The organism is Planctopirus sp. SH287 (genome assembly GCF_056500625.1).
The window spans coordinates 3,530,760-3,549,967 of record NZ_CM151403.1 but is presented as its reverse complement, the minus strand read 5'-3'; the positions used below and the strand labels follow the sequence as shown (position 1 = coordinate 3,549,967).

The 19,208-nt window shown below is 53.8% G+C and carries 13 protein-coding genes; 10 read left to right on the top strand and 3 right to left on the bottom strand.

Annotation, left to right across the window (positions count from 1 at the left end; translation table 11 throughout):
• Window positions 1-101: 101 nt before the first annotated feature.
• Window positions 102-1,460 carry an NAD(P)/FAD-dependent oxidoreductase gene (locus tag SH287x_RS13200; protein WP_479514780.1) on the bottom strand — a complete coding sequence of 453 codons (1,359 nt, stop codon included), beginning with the start codon at window positions 1,458-1,460 and terminating at the stop codon, window positions 102-104.
• A 639-nt stretch (window positions 1,461-2,099) separates the two neighbouring features.
• On the opposite strand from SH287x_RS13200, the gene SH287x_RS13195 reads away from it, so the two are divergent.
• From SH287x_RS13195 to SH287x_RS13165, 7 genes are all read left to right on the top strand, one after another.
• Window positions 2,100-2,357 (top strand): type B 50S ribosomal protein L31, encoded by a 258-nt coding sequence (locus SH287x_RS13195; protein ID WP_479514778.1) that lies wholly within the window; start codon window positions 2,100-2,102, stop codon window positions 2,355-2,357.
• 318 nt (window positions 2,358-2,675) lie between these two features.
• Window positions 2,676-3,767 carry a peptide chain release factor 1 gene (gene prfA, locus SH287x_RS13190; RefSeq protein ID WP_479514777.1) on the top strand — a complete coding sequence of 364 codons (1,092 nt, stop codon included), beginning with the start codon at window positions 2,676-2,678 and terminating at the stop codon, window positions 3,765-3,767.
• Window positions 3,768-4,220: 453 nt separating this feature from the next.
• Entirely contained in the window at window positions 4,221-4,898 is a 678-nt protein-coding gene (locus SH287x_RS13185; protein ID WP_479514776.1) for an OmpH/Skp family outer membrane protein, read from the top strand.
• Window positions 4,899-5,059: 161 nt separating this feature from the next.
• A complete protein-coding gene (locus tag SH287x_RS13180) occupies window positions 5,060-5,995 on the top strand; it encodes a UDP-3-O-acyl-N-acetylglucosamine deacetylase (protein ID WP_479514775.1) in 936 nt (311 codons plus the stop codon).
• Window positions 5,996-6,229: 234 nt separating this feature from the next.
• A complete protein-coding gene (lpxA, locus tag SH287x_RS13175) occupies window positions 6,230-7,078 on the top strand; it encodes an acyl-ACP--UDP-N-acetylglucosamine O-acyltransferase (protein WP_479514774.1) in 849 nt (282 codons plus the stop codon).
• Entirely contained in the window at window positions 7,075-8,154 is a 1,080-nt protein-coding gene (locus tag SH287x_RS13170; protein WP_479514773.1) for a Gfo/Idh/MocA family oxidoreductase, read from the top strand. Before lpxA ends, SH287x_RS13170 begins: the two co-directional genes overlap by 4 nt.
• A gap of 152 nt (window positions 8,155-8,306) precedes the next feature.
• Entirely contained in the window at window positions 8,307-8,672 is a 366-nt protein-coding gene (locus SH287x_RS13165; protein WP_479514772.1) for a porin family protein, read from the top strand.
• Window positions 8,673-9,026: 354 nt separating this feature from the next.
• Here SH287x_RS13165 and SH287x_RS13160 read toward each other — a convergent pair whose 3' ends face one another.
• Window positions 9,027-9,377: an HPF/RaiA family ribosome-associated protein gene (locus tag SH287x_RS13160; protein ID WP_479514771.1), complete on the bottom strand. Its 351-nt coding sequence runs from the start codon at window positions 9,375-9,377 to the stop codon at window positions 9,027-9,029.
• A gap of 547 nt (window positions 9,378-9,924) precedes the next feature.
• Between SH287x_RS13160 and rfbB the strand changes: the two genes are divergently transcribed.
• The gene (gene rfbB / locus SH287x_RS13155) at window positions 9,925-10,962 is read left to right on the top strand and encodes a dTDP-glucose 4,6-dehydratase (RefSeq protein ID WP_479514770.1); all 1,038 of its coding nucleotides are present in this window, start codon (window positions 9,925-9,927) and stop codon (window positions 10,960-10,962) included.
• Here rfbB and SH287x_RS13150 read toward each other — a convergent pair.
• On the bottom strand, window positions 10,949-14,215 hold the full coding sequence (locus tag SH287x_RS13150; RefSeq protein ID WP_479514769.1) for a hypothetical protein: 3,267 nt from the start codon (window positions 14,213-14,215) through the stop codon (window positions 10,949-10,951). The genes rfbB and SH287x_RS13150 overlap by 14 nt on opposite strands.
• Window positions 14,216-15,154: 939 nt before the next feature.
• Between SH287x_RS13150 and pilM the strand changes: the two genes are divergently transcribed.
• Together pilM and SH287x_RS13140 are read left to right on the top strand one after the other, a co-directional pair.
• A complete protein-coding gene (gene pilM / locus SH287x_RS13145; RefSeq protein WP_479514768.1) occupies window positions 15,155-17,386 on the top strand; it encodes a type IV pilus assembly protein PilM in 2,232 nt (743 codons plus the stop codon).
• A 46-nt stretch (window positions 17,387-17,432) separates the two neighbouring features.
• Window positions 17,433-19,169, top strand: coding sequence for a hypothetical protein (locus SH287x_RS13140; protein WP_479514767.1), 1,737 nt, complete (start codon window positions 17,433-17,435; stop codon window positions 19,167-19,169).
• Window positions 19,170-19,208: the final 39 nt, after the last annotated feature.

The window sequence follows — 19,208 nt, the reverse complement described above, 5'->3', positions numbered from 1 at the left end:
TGACCTCAGCCAGGAGCAATTGCCCTGGCTGAGGTTTTTTATGGGCAGCCTGCAAACCATCAGTACGTGACACGCCACTTTGGGCCGAAAATTCCCGTTGTTTAGAGAATGACCGAAGAGGCGGGCGGCTTGGACGGATCGTGGTGCGTGCCCTGATCGGGATGAGCCAGAATCTCGTGCTTCGGATAACCGCTTTGTGTAATCAGGCGGGCAGAGCGGCTGAATGTCAGATAATTCCAGGCCCATTGAATCATCACCAGCAGACGGCTTTCAAAGCTGACAATCTGCATCAGATGAATGAATAGCCACATTAGCCAGGCAATGATCCCTGTAAATTTCCAGCCACTGATTTCCGCGATGGCGGCTTTGCGACCAATAGTCGCCATGCTGCCCAGATCTTTATATTGAAACGCCGGGACAGTCATGTTTTGAAAGCGGGACTGGATCGCTTTGGCCACATACTTCCCTTGTTGCATCGCTGCGGGAGCCACTCCAGGAACAGGCTGACCATTGGCTTGTTTTAGGTGAGCCATATCGCCGATCACAAAGACGTTGGAATAGCCGGCCAGTGTCAGATCACCCTGGATTTCAATTCTCCCCTGACGATCTAAAGAAGCCCCAGTGGCTTCAGAAAGAAGTTTTGCAAGAGGAGACGCACTGACACCAGCCGCCCAGAGGACATTGGCAGCCCGCAGATGTTCCACACCGGCGGCCGTGAGAATTTTTGCCCCTGTTGCATCAACCTCTTGAATCTTGGTGTTCGTTCGCACTTCCACGCCCATTTCGGTCAGTTTGCGCTGGGCAGAAAGGGCCATATCTTCGGAATAGGCCATGAGAATTCGTGGGGCGGCATCAATGAGAATAATCTTCGTTTCAGCCGGGTTAATGATCCGGAAATCGTGCCGCAATGTATGGCGAGCAATTTCCGCCAGAGTTCCCGCCAGTTCCACACCCGTTGGCCCGCCGCCAACGATGACAAACGTCAGCAGCGATTCACGCTCATGGGCCGTGGGAAGTTTGTCAGCTTCTTCAAAGGCCGTCAGGATACGACGGCGGATCTCGATGGCGTCTTCAATCGACTTCAGCCCAGGGGCATCCAAAGCCCACTGATCATTGCCGAAATATCCCGTCCGTGCGCCAGCCGCAACGATCAATGAATCGAACGTTAACTCCCCTTCTTTCAACATCACCTTACGCATCGGCAAATCGAAACCAATCGCTTCATCCATCCGGACATGGACATTTCGTTGCCGGGAAAAAATCGCGCGTAACGGGGCAGCAATGTTCCCCGGGGAAAGTCCCCCCGTGGCCACCTGATAGAGCAGTGGTTGAAACAGATGGAAATTACGGCGGTCAACAAGCGTGATATCCACGGGAGCTTTGCGCAAGGCCTTGGCCGCACAGAGGCCGCCGAAACCACCGCCAATAATCACAACCCGATGTCTGCCGGAAAGACTCATAAAGGAGCTTTCATAAAGAATGAAAGGTTGTTGAACATTGAAAATTAAGCCGTTACCACCAGCATCTGTAGAATCAGGTCGTCAGCCTGCTACATTGTCAAAGTTGAAAAGCAGGGTTAAACAGGTCGTCAAGTCCGACAATGGAGGACGTGGCTAAGCATAGAACCTCAAGGTAAAGCCGTGACACGGCACTGGTGGAGCTTCAATTCTGATTTGACAGGTTAAGCAGTGGGTGATGAGCAGGCCAGCAAGCCTGCGGACGAGTTCAACAACCTGCCAGGACAGAGTGGTCGTACCACTATCGACCCTCTTGAGAAAAGAACCGAATTTCTCAGTTTGTGGCAACCAGGAATCGCGCAGAGAGCAAATCGTTTTTACGAATGAGTTGCAAGTCATTACAGTTTAACGCCTTGTAAACACTTTTCGACTTCCTTGCGACGGGATTTTCAGCAAGTTACACTCTTCCTACTCAAATTCAGTAAAAGTGTCGCATCGTCGTGATTTCCTCCATGGGGCATATTACAGACGCGACTAAGTTGGTTGATATCTGAGCGATACGGTTCTCACCCCGAATGCCTGTGATCTGCATCTTTGTGAAAGCGGACACAGGTAGCTTTTGAAGAGTTCAAGGTTGGTTCGATGAAAAAAGACATTCACCCCGAGTATCGCGAAGTTGTCTTCCAGGATATGTCCACGGGCGAAAAATTCCTCACCCGCTCGACGATCAGGACAGAAAAGACGGTCGAGCACGAAGGGAAGACCTTCCCTCTCGTCACCGTTGATATCAGTTCCGCTTCACACCCGTTCTTCACCGGGAAGCAGAAGTTCATTGATATCGCTGGTCGTGTCGAGAAGTTCCAGAAGAAGTACAACTGGGACAAGCGCGAAAAGAAGTAGCACGTCAGGCTTCATCGAGGTCGATACCAGACTCGGTCAAAAATGAGACGTTCCGCCTCGCATGTCGACAGAGGCGAAGAATGATCATCTTTGACCGTTAGCAGTATCAGACCTCATTGGATTTGCAGTTGGTTCAAGCTGCTGACCATTGTGCCTGCTCATCGCTGCCGAACCTTGGTGCCGTCGGGTCGGCTGATCCGGCGGCACTGTTGTTTTTCAGAGGTGTGTTTTCAGAGGTTCTTTCCGAGATCGATCTTCAGCGATGCTCGATGCCTCAGTCACACGGCACCGTCTTCTGTTTTATGCTCGGATGTTGTCATGACCGAACGTTTTTTTCCTACGCTTCAGGCCAAACTGGTTCGTTTTGAAGAGCTTGAAGCCCAGCTTCAGGATCCAGAGGTTCTGGCTGATATCAGCAAAATGCTCGAAATCCAGCGAGAACATGGCGGCTTGTCAAAAATCGCCTCGACCGTTCGCGAATTTAATACGCTTCAGGATGATCTGGCCGCTGCCGAAGCAATGCTTTCCGAGGCAGATGATAACGAAACCCGCGAGATCGCTCAGACAGAGATTGATGAACTCAAGCCCCGCTATGAACCTCTGAAAACTGAGTTGGAAGACATGGTCACAGCGGGGGATTCACTCACCCGCGGCAGCTTGATCATGGAAATTCGCGCGGGAACTGGTGGTGATGAAGCCGCCTTGTTTGCCCGCGATCTGTATGAAATGTACACGCGATATGTCGATATCCAGGGCTGGAAATACGAAGTCATGGAACTGGCTGGCTCTGAACTGGGCGGGCTGAAGGAAGTCGTCATCACGATTACTGGCCCTGGTGCTTATCACCGCTTACAGTTTGAAAGTGGTGGCCATCGTGTGCAGCGCGTTCCAGAAACGGAAACTCAGGGGCGCGTGCACACCAGCGCAGCCACTGTGGCGGTGATGGCCGAAGCCAGCGAAATTGACGTGGAGATCCGCGACGAAGATCTTCGTATCGACACGATGCGGGCAGGCGGCCCCGGCGGGCAGAAAGTCAATAAAACGGAGTCAGCCGTACGAATCACTCATATCCCTTCAGGACTGGTGGTTCGTATCCAGGATGAAAAGAGCCAGCACAAGAACAAGGCCAAGGCTCTGCGTGTGCTGCGCTCCCGCTTAATGGAACTGCGGGAGTCACAGGCTCATGCCGTCCGTGCCGAACAGCGGCGAACCCTCGTGGGTTCAGGTGATCGGAGCGAACGGATCCGGACATACAACTTTCCCCAGAATCGCCTCACCGATCATCGCATTGGTCTGACGGTCTATAAGCTTGATCAGATCATGCAGGGAAATCTGGACGAATTAATCCAGCCGATTCTGGCCTTTGATCGTGAAGAACGGCTTAAGGGCAATATCACCGCAGGTGCATAGTGCCGTTTTCGGGCCAGTGTGCGCGGCGTATGTCCTTCTTTGTCCTGAACATTCTGGGTTGTTACGCACTCATCAAGTTTCCCTTTTTTGCTGCGCAGCAAAAAACGTTGAGAATGTCGGGATCGCAACAAAGAGGTGTCCGCAGGTTCACATCTCCGCCTTTTTGCCTCACCCGGCAAGGCTCATAACGGTTGTAGGAACTTGTCACCGGCGGTTTTTGCCGGGAGATTGCTATTGCTTCCGCTCTGTTCGTCTTGACGCTTCAGGCCTCCTCTGAGAGATTGCGTGAACATGCGGGTTGATGTCTCGGTTGAATCACCACGAAGGTGTCCCAATCAGACAAACTTCCAAAGATAATGAAGAGTGCGCTTTGTGGTGTACTTTTCATTGTTTTTCGGGCGTAAACCGCATTGAACAGGTTCAATACCCGGCAAGCAAAGGAGTGCCCGCGCCGTGAAAATCGCGTCCCGTCCGTTTTATCGACTCGTCTGTGCGACTCTATCTGTCGCTTTGACCGCAACCCTGTTCGTCTCGGGGAACACTGCTCAGGCACAGGCTCCGGCCGAAGCCGCTCTGCCCCACAAGGTGGCGCTGATCGATATGGCAGTGATCTTCAAGCAATACAAGAAGTTTGAAGTGCTTCGGGAAGACCTGAAGGCTGAAATCGAACAAAGCGAAGCCAAGGCCAAAGAAATGGCCGGCAACCTCCAGGGGCTTCAGCAGAAGATGAAGTCTTTCAAGGAAGGCAGCCCAGAGTTCACCGCTGCTGAAAAACAGCTGGCCACCGCTTCCGCAGAGTTTGAAGCCTACCGCCGCTCGGCACAGCGTGAGTTCCTCAAAAAGGAAAGCGAAATCTACCACACCGTCTATCTCGAAGTGACTGACGCTGTGGCCAAGTACGCCGACTATTTCAAGTACACCCTTGTCTTGCGATTTAGCAGCGAAGAACTCGACCGTGACAACCCTCAGGGCTTGATCCAGGGGATGAATCGCCAGGTCGTGTACTTCAAGGCCGAAAACGACATTACTCAGCCTGTCCTTAAGTACCTGAATGGCAAGTTCGGCGGCGCAGGTAACGCCACCCCCGCTCCTGCCAACGAGGCTTCACGTCGTACAGGTGCTCCTCGCTAATTGGAACAAAGGCTCACACGATGACCGGTCTCCAGGGCTTCATCGTGTGAACCCCGTTCTATGGCCAGATCCCTGTTTCATGACAGGACTCATCTCCTGTGAATCGACTTGTTTGAGATTTTGTTGCTGACCGACGTTCGTCTCCAGATACGGAGCAGACCATGCGCGTGCCCAGACGCCAGCGAACACTGGAACGGGCCGTTGAAATGAGCGGGATCGGCTTCTTTACGAATGCCGATGTCGACATCTCGTTTCATCCGCAGGCCGAGGGAATGGGGATTCACTTTCAGAGAACTGATCTGAAGTCGACTTCTCCAATCCCTGCACGAATCGAGCAGGTCATCAAGAAAGAGCGTCGTACGGCAATCTCCAACGGAGAGGCCACCGTCGAACTCATTGAACACGTCATGGCGGCATTGGCAGGACTTCAGATTGACAATTGCCTGGTGCGTTTGAACGCTCCCGAACCACCAGGCTGTGATGGTTCAAGCCTGGATTTTGTCCAATGCCTGCTGGACGGCGGAATTGTTGAACAAAATGCCTATCGTGATCTGGTTGTGGTCAATCAACCGCAAGCGATCTCAACAGGCAGTGATGATGTGGCTCTCTCGGCAAATCCGATCAGTCGACACGGCCTCGTAATCACTTACGAACTGGATTACGGCCCTCGTTCACCAGTCAAGCCACAGTCATTCTCGCTCGAGGTGACTCCTGAAACCTTTATCACATTAGTGGCCTTCGCAAGAACGTTTGTTCTGGAGGAAGAAGTTCAGTTTTTGAAATCACAAGGTTACGGCAAGCGCGTCACTGAAAAAGATCTGCTGATCTTCGGAGCCGATGGCCCGATCGGAAATTCGCTCCGCTCTCGCGATGAATGTGTTCGTCACAAGATTCTCGATTGTATCGGCGATTTTGCCTTAATCGGCTGTGATCTTCATGGTCATTTCCGGGCCTTTCGCACAGGACATCACCACAACCATCAGATTATTGAACGTATCCAGCGGACGCATGAAGTGATCCGTGCTCCTGAATTCACTTCACACCAGCCTCATTTTCCACGAACCGGGATGGCGCTGGATTTGGCGAGATCTCATTGATTGATTAAGGAATTCTGTCGACGAGTTAAGGAGAAACGCAACGTTTCCAAATCGCTGCCCACGGTAAATGCCGATGAATAAGGCAGACTGTTTCCTGCAAAAAAGTATTAATCCCTTCGCCCCACCACAAGAATAGACGCTGCGGCTCTTCGTGAAGAAATTGCGGAATTCATTTTCCGTCAACACCACTTCTCCATCCGCCCCGCGTCATGCGTTAGACAAGGATGTCGCCGCATGGCCTCAAGAATTTCACCACTGGCACAAATCGACCCTCACGCAAAAATTGGCGAGAACGTCGAAATTGGCCCGTTCTGCGTTATTGGCCCCCATGTCACATTGGGGTCGGGATGTCGTCTCGACAGCCATGTCACCATCACTGGCCACACCATTGTCGGCCAGCGTAACCGCATGTCGCCGTTTGTTGCCCTGGGAGGCGAACCGCAGGATCTGGGTTACTCCGGTGTTCCCACATTTCTCGACATCGGTGATGACAACACCTTCCGTGAAGGGGTCACTGTTCATCGCGGAGCCGAGAAAGAAGACTACATCACACGGATTGGCAACAACAATTACCTGATGGCGAACAGCCATGTGGGTCACAATTGCCATGTGCAAAACAACATCATGCTGGCCAATGGGTCACTCCTGGCCGGGCATGTCCATGTGCATGACAACGCGTTCATTTCGGGTAACTCGGTGGTTCACCAGTTTGCTTCGATTGGCACGCATGCGTTTCTTTCCGGTGGCTGCCGTGCTCCGACAGATATTCCCCCTTATATGATCTCGGCTGGCAGTGATGCCCCCAAGATTGTTTCGGTCAATCTGATCGGTCTGAAGCGACGCGGCTTGCCGGACTCGACCATTAATATCATTCGTCAGGCCCATCGCCTGTTGTTTCGCGATCACAAGCCATTGGATGAAGCCCGGCATTTGCTGCTGGCTGCTTGCGATGATGTGATCCCCTGGGAACTCACCAATCTGCTCGATTTTCTTGAGCAGCAACGGCAAGGTAAACAAGGTCGCGCTCGTGAAGCCGTCCGTGCTCGCCCTGCCAATCCTCACCCTATCCGGAGAGCGGCATGAGCCGTGTCAGAATGGCCGTCATTGGTGTTGGCGCATTAGGCCGGCATCATGCAAGAATCCTGAGCGAACTTCCTGAAGTCCAATTGGTGGCGGTTGTTGACAGCCATGCCGAGCGGGGACAGGAAGTCGCGGAGAAATGTCGCACCCGCTGGGTCTCGAACTATCGACATCTGCTCGATCGTGTCGATGCGGTGTCGATTGTCGTACCCACCTTTGCCCACCTCAGCGTCGCAGGAGATTTTCTGCGAGCAGGTGTTCCCGTGCTTGTGGAAAAGCCATTGGCCGGCCAGCTGGGCGATGCCCAGCAGATTGCCCAATTGGCCCGGCAGATGGGCACGTTGCTGCAAGTGGGACATGTCGAGCGGTTCAACCCCGCGATGATCGCTGCCAAGCCCTACATTGAATCCCCCAGATACATTCGCGCAGAACGCGTGAGTCCTTACGCTTTCCGGTCAACAGACATTGGTGTCGTGCATGACCTGATGATCCACGATATCGATCTGGTTCATTGGCTGGCCAACTCCAGTGATGTCGTTCGCGTGGAAGCCTTCGGCGTTTCTGTGATGGGTGAGCATGAAGACATCGCTCAGGCCCGTTTGCATTTTTCCAATGGATGTATCGCCGACATCACGGCTAACCGCGTTCACCCCGTCGCTTCCCGCAAGATTGAAGCGTTTGGGATGAATGGCAGCGTCACTGTGGATATGCACACCCGGACTGTCAGCCGCATTTCCCCCTCTTTGGAACTGCTTCAGGGAGAGTCTCCACTGGCCCGATCACGGCAGCCAGGAGCGAATATCGAACAGCTTAAGAAAGAAGTCTTCACCAGATACCTTCATCCCGAAAATCTGGTCGTTGGCGAAGGGGATGCCTTAACGGCGGAACTCAAGCAGTTCGTCCGATGTGTTCAAACAGGTCGCCAACCGCTCGTGGGTGGTGATGAAGGTGTGGCTGCCATGAAAACCGCCGATATGGTTCTTCAAAGTTTGCGTTCTCATCAATGGAATGGCGAAGCTCATGGCCCCGTCGGCCCGCTTCCCTGGCAACCCGCCCCGCGACTGCGCGTTGCTGCCTGATTTATTAATGTAAAAAGATCTCCCGTAAGAAGAACTTGCGGGTCTCTTCAGAGACCAATTAACTCCCCCGGACTCATTGCAATTTGCATGAGGTCGGGGGAGTTTTACGTTATCTTCAGTCAATCAAACACAAGCTATCAGGGAGCAGCGGCATGTTGGGAATTGCTGTGGCTTTAATTCTTGTGTTGCCTGTGGTCTGGTTCTTTTCAGAATTCCAGAACAATCGAGTTCTCAGGCTTAGTTTGGGATGTCTCGCCTTAACGAGCAGTTGGGGAGTGGCGTTCGTTGTCGGGTCACTTCAAATGCTGAGCGCGGATATGTGGTATGGCAACGCAAGTAAACAGTTAATTGATGCCACAATTATCGAATTGAAGGCCGAGCGTTCCGATCATGTCATCCAAACACTGAGAACGCTGCGAGACAATTTCACCCCCAGCTATGAAAACCACGGTCACTACAACGAACTGGTCGATAAAGCGGTCAAAGAATTGCATTCGCAGTCCGAGGAGAAGCATTGATCTCGCTGTAATTTCGCGAAACACGAATCAGACTCAGTGTGGAACCCTTATGACACATGCACGAATATCTTAGACGAAAAAAAAGGCTTGATACTCAACCCCAAAGTCTGGCTTTCGTCGAATGCTATCTGGGCATTTTCTAAAAAAACAAAGCCCCTCGCGCTGTTGGCAACGCAGGGGCTTCAGATCAGGAAAAGGGATTAAAAAAGAAAGCGGCCCGATCAAGCTGTTTCTCTCCCCCACCTGAACAGCAGGAAAAAGAGACAGCCTAAGGCAGCGGTTCATGTCTCTCACTCACAAGCTGAGTCTCTTTCTGCGAGAGAAAATCGTCGAAACGACCTCTCTCTCACAGACTTATACTCCCGCATGTTGAAGCGAGCGAGGGCCATGATGAGTTGCTCGCGAGTGGTGCTTCCGACGAAGTTTCGCCAAGGCTTGCTCCATGCGGTCAACCGCTCTTGCGAGAACCCGCTGCGCATCGGAACCGGTTTCCTCTATCAACACACGCGTGCGTTTGGAATTGCCGACTCGAAGACGGCATTTTTTGTCGGCTCCCCCTTTGGGGCCATTCACATCCTCAAGAGTGATTTCGACATCTGCCGGCGTCAGTTGAAAACGATCCAAAGCAAAGGCCAGCTTACGGTCGAGAAACTCTCGTTGATTTGTGTTCAAAACCAATCCACGCGTGATGAGATTCGTATGCATCAGACGCCTTTCTGTGACAAATCACGGATGGTTTCACCGAAGCGGAGAAATCATCACAGCGAACTGGAGGCGAACCGACCTCAACAGTGACCTGGCAAGGTTCGCACCCCAGCCGCCAACAGAAACGGAAGACATCATTTGTTTTCCCTAACGGCTAAAACGAAACGCCGTCCGGAAACATGGACATAACAACCATGCCATGCCCAAAGATGTCTGCAAAAGCAAGCACAACACAGGAGGGTGTCTTCGCGCAATCAGGTCGACATCTCTCCGGGAATCCGGTAGCTCTTGCCCCGGAGTTCTCAGTGAGAAGTGCCCGTGACCTGCCTGAGTGTGTGGCGAAAGGCAAGGTCTGGCGTTTCCTGACGTGTTGTGCCTGCTATTAAGAACAACGAGAGGTCTCTTCGACTGGATGAAGAAAGTTCGAGCTTTTCATCAGAAATTATTGATATCGTCCGAACTCCCCAACTGGCCACGATTTGTGTATTCATTACCAGAAGGAATCTGCCTCGAATGACTCGCTTTTCATGACAGGACACGACTTTTTATGAACGTCCTCATCACCGGCGGCTGCGGCTTCATCGGCTCGGCCCTTGTCCGGCACCTCCTGCGACACACCGACTGGACGGTCATCAATGTCGACTGTCTCACCTATGCAGGACACGTCGAATCTCTGGAAGACGTTCTGAACCATCCACGGCATCATTTGATTCAGAAACATATTGCCGACGGTGCCGAGATGAAGGCGGTCTTCTCGAACTTTCGTCCGGATCGCGTCATGCACCTGGCAGCCGAAAGCCATGTCGACCGCTCACTGACAGGCCCAGCCGAGTTCATTCAAACCAATATTGTAGGGACATACACCTTACTGGAAGCCGCACGCGGCCACTGGGGCACAATGACCCCTTCTGAAAAAGCAGCATTTCGGTTTCTGCATGTCTCCACCGATGAAGTGTTCGGTGCGCTGGGACGCGAGGGACATTTCACCGAACAGACCCGATATGACCCGCACTCTCCCTATTCGGCCAGTAAAGCTTCTGCCGATCATCTGGCCAGGGCCTGGTTTCATTCTTATGGTCTGCCGGTGCTGGTGACCAATTGCAGTAACAACTATGGCCCCTTTCAGTTCCCGGAAAAACTGATTCCTGTCGTCATCCGCAATGCACTGGCCGAGCAACCCATTCCGGTTTATGCCCAAGGGGAAAATATCCGTGACTGGCTCCATGTGGATGACCATGTCACGGCTTTGCTCAGCGTGCTCACTGAGGGACTGATCGGCGAGACCTATGCGATTGGCGGGCGGGCAGAAGTTCGCAATATTGATCTGGTTCATCTGATCTGCGAAACGTTGGATGAACTCCGTCCGCGCGCCTCAGGCCAGCCTCATCACGAGTTAATCACCTTTGTCACCGACCGACCGGGCCATGACTTCCGCTATGCCATCGACTGCCGCAAGATCGAGCAGGAACTCGATTGGAAACCTTCGATGACATTCCGCGACGGAATACGAGCCACGGTCGAATGGTATCTGTCCCATCAGTCCTGGGTGCAAACGGTTCTAGGAAAAGCAATCACTCAAAAATGACTTCAACTTCGGCCATTTCATAAGGACTCAGAGCGACTCGTGCTTCGTTGCCATTCACGGCCAGCCATGCGGAGAGTTCCCCACCCAGCGTGAATTTGCGAGCCGCAAGCAAAGGGGCATACCAGACAAGAGGGAACGTTTTCGGCTGTCCTTCGGTTTCCATCAGTCGAATGCGACAACTTTTCTTCAAAACAGCAGGAGCCGTGGTCTCGTTAGCTTCTGGGGGCTGGGCGATTTGATTTGCCGCCTGATCTGTCTCTTCCGTGGGGAGAGGCCAGGTCACGCTGCCGGCCTGCCAACGAGTGATGACAACCTGCCTGGCGGGGCATTGGACAAAAAACGCTGATGGCCCGGTGAGAGGAGCGCTGACTTCAGGAAGTCGGATCAGTGGCGACGTCACCTCCTGAGCCAATCTGGCCGGGTGATTGTCATCAATGGCGATCGTCCATGAAAACTGGCGGGATGTCTCGCCCCCCACGACCATCAGGCCATCAAACATGCGCGGCCCCGTTTTACGGAAAAACGGACGTCCATGCGGCACCACCGTGGTTCTTAAAGTCCCGTCACAGATCTCCACAAATTCGGGCGACTCAAAGCGTTCACGCCCTGCGGAATGGACACTTCCTAGCAGAGACTGCGAAATCGACGCCATTTCATTGCCATGAGCAAAACGGGCCGCCAGATAATTATTCCAGGGATCGCCGTCAAATGGTGATAATTCCATCAGGCGCAGATCCACATCGACCCGCAATGACCCCGCTCGGAGCGTGACATCCAGCGTGTAATAGCAAATCCGCTCTCCCTTGGCCTGATCGATGACATCTCCCAATGATCGCACCGTCACAAACTGATCGCCCTGAGCCAGGATCGACAGTTCCCCGACCCGCATTTCCGAGTAAGCGGTCTTTATCACTTCGTCGTCGGGGTCTGGCCCGAGCCGAATGCTTCGTTCCCGTGAGAATCGCCGGGCAATTTGCAGGCTTAATCGATTCTCTCGCTGCTCATGGCGTCGAATTCGAGCAATACCGCCGGTCTCGGGATGAAACACGACCTCGAGAAGATCGTTTTCAAGTACACCTTCAGAAAACCTGACAGCCGGCTTGGAACTCCGTGAACCGCGAGATGTGGCTGAACGTTTGCCCGCATGATCAGGAAGCCAGAGATAACCACAAGGCGGCACCTGCTGGCCAATGTCGGCATTGAGATCATGTGGAACGTCACGGAAGAATGGCAACGGGTTAAACAGCAGTGTTCCGAGGGCCTGAGATGAGGTTACCACCTGAGAGGGTGGCGTTATTGAGGGGGCCGAAACGGCAGCCACACCCAGACATGCTGCCAGTTCCTGGCTGGCACGTGTCAGAGATTCACGATCTGACCAACTGGCAGCATTTGTGGCCGCTTCTGTGGACGAAGTGACTGAAATATCCCCGCGAAATTGAGAAAGGATGGACTCTTCCCAAAGGGAGGAGTCATTAACAGTCTCGACTTGAACACTCTGTTCATTCCGAGAGGCGGGGCGGAGCAGTTCGACGAAGCTCTGGCACCATCGCCATCCCTCAAATGATCGCTGAAGTTGCCATCCCCGAGCATATCTGGAAATCGGGTCACGCTCCCGGGCTGCGACCGACTGCACCAGCTTCGGGGAAAAATACTCGGCCGCCGCATGACGACGTATATGATCCGGATGGACGATCCCTTCCAGAAAGGAGCGGCACGTCACGAATTTCCCCAGCACTGGGGCGAAAGTCGAAGCCCGTTTCAGGTCATGGAACCATGGGGTCTGCACTTCTGGCCAACGGGCAAAAGCGATGGCGGGTTGGCCATCAGAATCAAGCGACTCCCCTAAACGCCCTGCCAATCGCAAGAACGCGCCGGCTGACTGAGCGGGAAGCGGGATGCGCGAGAAGGCAGTGACAGCCGAACCGCCACAACCTTCCCAGCGAAAGTTGCTGAATTCTTCATCGGGATAAGTGCCGTCATCAAGCAGGACATGCAAGGCCCCGACAACCGACGTCTGGCTCAGAAGTTCCGGCAGTTGAGGCACTAAACCAAAAGCCCGGCGAGCGAACACCTTTGGCGCAATCCCCCATTTCTTTCGAGCCAATTGCTGTCCAGCCAACCAGTTCGTCACCCACACTTCTAGCGGTAGCAGACTGCTGCAAAGTTCTTCCGCATCTCCTCCCAGAACATCCACCAGCCCTGCCTGGAGGTAATCGCGGAGTGTCGATCCTGTGGTTGAATCGCAGGGCACTTCCTCAGAAGCTTCGCCCTCGATGTCTTCCGAGGGAACGATGCCCACACCGCGAGATATTGAAGCCAGTGGATCATCGACCAGCGAGAGCAGCGGGGACGATTTGAGTGACCCCGGCAGAAAATTCACTGCTGGGCGCGATCCTAACGGTTCAGCCACGGGCCAATTCAAAGCACTGACCGATTGGGCCAATTGTTCTGAAGTCAGGTCGCGCGAGACCAGGCAAAGATCCAGGAGTGAAATGTCTGTGGGATAGAACCGTTCACGGGTTTCCAGCAGATTTTCAAAGCAACTGGCGATCAGATCCCGGCATTTGGAAAAATCGGCCTGCACGATGGCGCGAGCAGCCTGAACGCTCCGCTGTTGCAGCAGGATTTCATCCAGGCTGCTGAAATGTCGCATTTGCCGGGAAAGCAATTCCAACTGCAAGACCGTGGTGCCCAGCGCCAGGAAATCTGCCACAGCCTCACCAGCAGTAGAAGCAAAGTAGGCGGCTCCCTCGAAGAGGCTGGCCTCTATTCGGGCGCTCAACGGCAACTGGCTCGCATCACCGGACGTCTCTGGTTCACCGGGCTGCTCTGGTTCAACAGGCTGAGATGGTTCAACCAAAGCAATGGTTGTCTTGGGAATGACGGATTCCGGGTTGGGTGTCGTCGAAGAGATTCCTTCCAGCAACTGCTGAAGTCGCTCCAGATTCTCTTCTCGTTTTGCGACTGTCCGTAGCAGTAAGGCTCCCGCCGTGTCGAGGCGTTCCTGCCAGTCGTATGGAAACCAGTCTTCCGACGGTTGGGGAAGAATCAGCAATTGGCCCGCCAGAGGTTCGGGAGGTGAATCCGCGCGATACCACTGGGGAATCCGCCCCGTCATGGCAACTAAAGCCGGGTGCCAGGCAATCGCAAAAGCTTCCAGCAAGCTTCCAGCGGCATCTTCTCCCAAGTCTTGAGGAAAGTCTTCAAGACTGTGCGACGGGATAAGAACATAGACTTCGGTGCAGTGTTTCATGGTGCAAATGTTAGCCGGTGTCACATGCGATGTCGCCGTTGAGCAGCGGAAGGAAGAGTGGTCACAGAACAAGTTCTTAGGAACGCACGCCTGATTCTGGCCTGCTCACCGAACAATCGTTGAAACGGTCAAATCAGAACCGAAGCGCCCTGACATTAAGAACACCCGGTGGATTATGTGGGATTTTGCGAGATCGCCGGCATTTTCGGAACTTCACCTCTCCCTGGAAAGATCTAACTGATCAGGAGACGCCAATTAATTGTGGCTGCTTATTGTGGCTGTCTTCGATGCCGTAACACGGGAAATGACTCAGGTAAAACCTCAGCCGCTGGATTTTCCGACGACACGCGAATCCTCATAACCCTTTTTGCAGCAATTGGTTATTGACTTCACCCCTGGGGCGTAATTATTCTGGAAAGAGAGCAGTTTCGCATTTTTCTCTCAGAATTTCGTAGGGAAGTTGTGGAGATCATTTCTGGATAAGTGACGAGAGAAATGCGTGGATTCGAGAGTTTTTGCCAAACAGGCAGGTCTCTGAGAAAATCATGGTTTTTCCTTTCAGCACGACCAGGATGTCATTAGTTCAAGTCCATTCTGGATAATCTTTGATATTCTCCGTAAGTTTGAACCTATCTTTGCTTTCAGTTCTCAATAATTTCGTAGTTCAAGACTCATTAAACCGAGAAGTGTCCAGGCCCGACGAATGCCGGGAGGCGTTTTTTCGAAGGAGTGAGTTTTTCCTTTCGATTCATCGACTGATCTCGGGTTTCTGGTGAAATGCCATCAGATGGCCCGTTTAAAACGTAATGCACATCACGGAATGCGTACCAACGACCCCTCACCTCACATGACGCACCAAACAAGTTCGGACAGTACGCTCCTCTCCGACCTCGACCACGGGGCGACGGCAGAGATGACAAGACTGAAGGAGACTGCACCATGGCTGAATTGAAATCTGCCTGGGGTATTGAAATTGGGCAAGCAGGATTGAAGGCCATCAAGCTGAGATACGCTGAGGCTTCCCATCAAGTCTTTGCCATGGCGTTCGATTATGTGCCACATGCCAAGCTGCTCAGCCAGCCTGACGCCGATCCCGATGAACTGATTTCGGAAGCGTTAAAGACTTTTCTGGGACGCAACCAGACTCAGAATGACCTGTTGGCGATTTCTCTTCCTGGCTCCAAGTCACTGCTGAAATTTATTCAGCTTCCACCCGTCGAAGAATCTAAAGTTGCGGAAATCGTAAAATACGAAGCCCGCCAGCAGATTCCCTTCGCTCTGGAAGATGTGATCTGGGATTACCAGCCCATGGGGTCTTCGGCAGCAGAGGGTGGCTTCCTGCTGGATGCGGAAGTTGGCCTGTTCGCCATGAAGCGGGACGATATCCAGCATCACATGTGGCCGTTCAATCAGCGAAAGCTGGAATTGGAACTGGTGCAGATTGCTCCTTTGGCGGTTTATAACTTCCTTTGGTACGACCGCCTGGGATTGCGGAAAGATCCCGCAGAAGACGCCCCTGAAGCCAACGACGAAGAATACGTCGTCGCGCTTGACATGGGGTGCGACCAGACAACCCTGATTGTCACTAACGGCAAGAAAATCTGGACACGAAACGTACCCATCGGCGGGAACCATTTTACTCGCGCGCTCACCCGAGAAATGAAGCTCACCTTTGCCAAGGCCGAGCACCTCAAATGCAACGCCACCAAGTCACCCGACCCCCGGGCTGTCTTCCAGGCCATGCGGCCTGTCTTCAATGATTACGTCAACGAAATTCAGCGGTCGATCGGCTTCTTCTCCAGTGTGAATCGCTCTGCGAAAATTACCAAACTGGTGGGGCTTGGTAACGGCTTCAAGTTGGCAGGGCTGGCAAAATTCCTGCAGCAGAACCTGAACTATGAAGTCGAAAAGATCGACACCTTCCCGAGCGCTGTCGGCGACAGTGTCCTGACCGCTCCTCTGTTTCAGGATAACATCCTGACCTTTACCGGCCCTTACGGCCTGGCGCTGCAACTGTTGGGTCAGACGCAGATCCATACCTCGCTATTACCGCCAGAAATTGTGGTTGCCCGCAAGATTCGACGGAAAAAACCGTGGGCTGTCGCCACCGCAGCGACCCTGCTCTTCGGACTGGCCACTTCGGTCGCAGGTTATGGCAATGTGCTACAATCGGTCAGTACCTCCCGGTTCGGTGGCGCTGAAAAAGAAGCGAAAGACATCGCGGACTACGCCAGTTCCCTCACAGGAAAGTACACCGCCGAAGAAGGTCGTAACGCCGAAGTGAAAGGACGTGGCGAGAAACTGGTGACGGCTCTCAGTTCCCGTGCTTACTGGCTGGAAGTCTATAAAGCCATTGATGAATGCCTGCCACGTGCTGTCACTGCGGCAGAACTTGATGAGACCCGCATCGAGTTGATGAACCGGATTTCCCTGCGGTCAGTGACGGCCAAGAAATTTGACGATCTGGCAACGTGGTACAATGATCCCAGCCAGCTCGCCAAAGTCTCTCCCCAGTATTTTTCCGCCTACGATAAGACGGAAGAACGCAAGACAGGCCCCACCGGGCCGGGCTATGTTTTCACCCTTCACGGTGTTCACTTTCACCATGCCCCGGAAGATCCCGTGCGTGGACAGGGAACAGGTTATGTCGTGAGCACTTTGCTCAAAGACCTTCAAAGCTTTGTCGTGAAGCGAACCGATCCGGTGACTGGCCAGCAGATGGAAACTCCTGTAGGCCAACTGGGGATTTCCTATGCCACGGTGAAAGCCGACCCGTTTGTTCTGATTGATTACTATCCGCTCGGGCGGCCCGATATGGCCAGTGCCAGCGGTGCGGCTAATGCAGGCCGTCCCAACCGGTTTGGCATGAATTCCGGTAACCCGGGATTTGCTCCGGGTGCCGAGTCGGGGGCATATACTCCTCCCGGCGGCATGGGGCCGACAACATCCGTGGTGGGGCCAGGCGGTGCCCGCGTGATCGATACACAGCTTCCGCCGGAAGCCGTCAATGCTCCCCGCAAGATTCATATGACCAACTTTGTGGTGCAGTTCGTCTGGAAACCGACCCCGGAGAAAGAGCGTCCGGCAACTGACCCTTCAGTCAAACCTGTCGAGCCAACGGATGGTGCTGCTCCCACAGAAACAGGTGGAGAAACCGCTGCGGGTGTTTAATCGTTGCTGATGGCTTTGAATTGATTCAGAGAATTGATCGATTATTTTGACTTATCAACCCGGCCTCAAAGCGGGTGAATTGAATATCGCAGGAATGACCATGGACAAACTGGAACCCCTCATTCGTAATCGCTTCTGGATCCTTGGCGGACTGGCGCTCATCCTGGCATTAGTCGGATGGTGGATGGCGTCGGCCTCTCTGGCCAAGACGATCTCTGATCGTAACACCGCGATTGAAACTGCGGAAAAAGGGATCCCCTCAGGGGGCGTTCCCAGTGATGACTACTCGAAAAAACTGGGAGCAATCAATACGCAGCAGGATCGTCAGGTCGAACTGGCGCGAACCTTCCTTTGGGATCAGCAACGCTCCCGGATGTCCTGGCCCCGAAACATTCAACCTTATGCAGAGGAAGCCGGCTATCGCGGAGAATTCGCACCGCTGGCACGAGACATCTATCGCACCAGTTCCCCTTCCGATATTGCGAATGTCTGGCAGAAGGTTCGTCCTTTCAATGCTCAGACCGGCGAAGGTGTGGTGGTCTTTCCGTTAACCGCCATGCCTGTGAAGTATTGGCGAGATCTTCCTCCCACTTCTCAGGAAATGTGGGACGCTCAGGAAGACCTTTGGCTTTTGGATTCGTTGCTCTCCACGATTACGCATTTGAATGGTGGCACAGAAACAACAAACCGTCTGGATGCCAGCATTCACCAGATCGTGAAGTTGCAGCTACTGGGAGGAAAACGGGGTGAACCTGTCGATGCCCCGGCTCAGGGAGTCGACGGTGGTGGCGGTGATGGTTATATGCCTCCCGGTGAGAGCGGCGGTTTTGCCTCTGCTCGTGGTGGTGCCCGTATCGCTCCTCCTGCCACTGCGGAATTCCCTGTGAAAGAAGAGTTTGGTTCAGCCGGCGCAGAGACGGGGATGCCATCTGACAGCGGATTCGGAGACATGCCCGCCGACGGTGCTCCGGCGCAAGCCACCATCCGCCGTTATATCGATGATGAAGAAGGGGCTCCTTTCAAAACCCGTGGGTTTTATATGGTTCTGCTGATGGATCACCGCCGTGTGCCTGATCTTGTGGCTGAGTTGACCAGTAATGATCGATCCGTCTGGCCTGTGGAAGTGGTGCGGGTTCAGATGCTGAGAAAGAACGAAAGTGCCGGGGTCGCTGCGGCCAGTGGCGGTGCTGGCTTCGGTGGTGGAATGAATTTCGGTGCGGAATCCGGCGGAGGTGGGTTCAACCCAAGCTTTGGCGGCAGCCCGACCGATGGTGGCGGATTTGGCGGATTGGGGAACACCACCCCTCCCGATTTCATTACCCAGTCCGGAATCAACCCTCAGGATGCCAACAATCCGATGCTGGTCAGTCGGGTGCAGGCAGCCAATGTCGCCTTACAAAACGCTTTGTCTGATCCCAACATCGCCGAAGTAGCGATCGCAGGCATCTTCACTCTTTACACGCCACCAGTTCAGCCAGCGTCACCAGATGCAGCCACTGACCCCGCGGCCACAGCCCCCGCTGATCCTGCGGCGACAGAACCAGCAGCTGATACCGCTGCCACGACGGAAGGCACACCAACCCCTGCACCCGCAGCCGATGGTGCGATGCCAGAAGCTCCCGCAGCGACCACGCCTGCTGCAACAGAACCAGCCACAGCAACACCTGAGACCGTCACACCCGCTACGGTTCCACCAGGAACAGCCCCACCAGGAACAGCAGTGCCACAGGGAACGCCAGGCACAACTCAGGAAGTGCCAGCCGCTGCACCAGGGGCGCCTTGATCTGACGCTTTGATTGATGGATTGACATGCGTTGCGGGT

What these genes read in the sequence shown, in the direction of transcription:
- SH287x_RS13200 (WP_479514780.1), bottom strand. Translation starts at nt 1,460, where the DNA reads ATGAGTCTTTCCGGCAGACATCGGGTTGTGATTATTGGCGGTGGTTTC.
- SH287x_RS13195 (WP_479514778.1), top strand. Translation starts at nt 2,100, where the DNA reads ATGAAAAAAGACATTCACCCCGAGTATCGCGAAGTTGTCTTCCAGGAT.
- prfA (WP_479514777.1), top strand. Translation starts at nt 2,676, where the DNA reads ATGACCGAACGTTTTTTTCCTACGCTTCAGGCCAAACTGGTTCGTTTT.
- SH287x_RS13180 (WP_479514775.1), top strand. Translation starts at nt 5,060, where the DNA reads ATGCGCGTGCCCAGACGCCAGCGAACACTGGAACGGGCCGTTGAAATG.
- lpxA (WP_479514774.1), top strand. Translation starts at nt 6,230, where the DNA reads ATGGCCTCAAGAATTTCACCACTGGCACAAATCGACCCTCACGCAAAA.
- SH287x_RS13170 (WP_479514773.1), top strand. Translation starts at nt 7,075, where the DNA reads ATGAGCCGTGTCAGAATGGCCGTCATTGGTGTTGGCGCATTAGGCCGG.
- SH287x_RS13165 (WP_479514772.1), top strand. Translation starts at nt 8,307, where the DNA reads ATGTTGGGAATTGCTGTGGCTTTAATTCTTGTGTTGCCTGTGGTCTGG.
- SH287x_RS13160 (WP_479514771.1), bottom strand. Translation starts at nt 9,377, where the DNA reads ATGCATACGAATCTCATCACGCGTGGATTGGTTTTGAACACAAATCAA.
- rfbB (WP_479514770.1), top strand. Translation starts at nt 9,925, where the DNA reads ATGAACGTCCTCATCACCGGCGGCTGCGGCTTCATCGGCTCGGCCCTT.
- SH287x_RS13150 (WP_479514769.1), bottom strand. Translation starts at nt 14,215, where the DNA reads ATGAAACACTGCACCGAAGTCTATGTTCTTATCCCGTCGCACAGTCTT.
- pilM (WP_479514768.1), top strand. Translation starts at nt 15,155, where the DNA reads ATGGCTGAATTGAAATCTGCCTGGGGTATTGAAATTGGGCAAGCAGGA.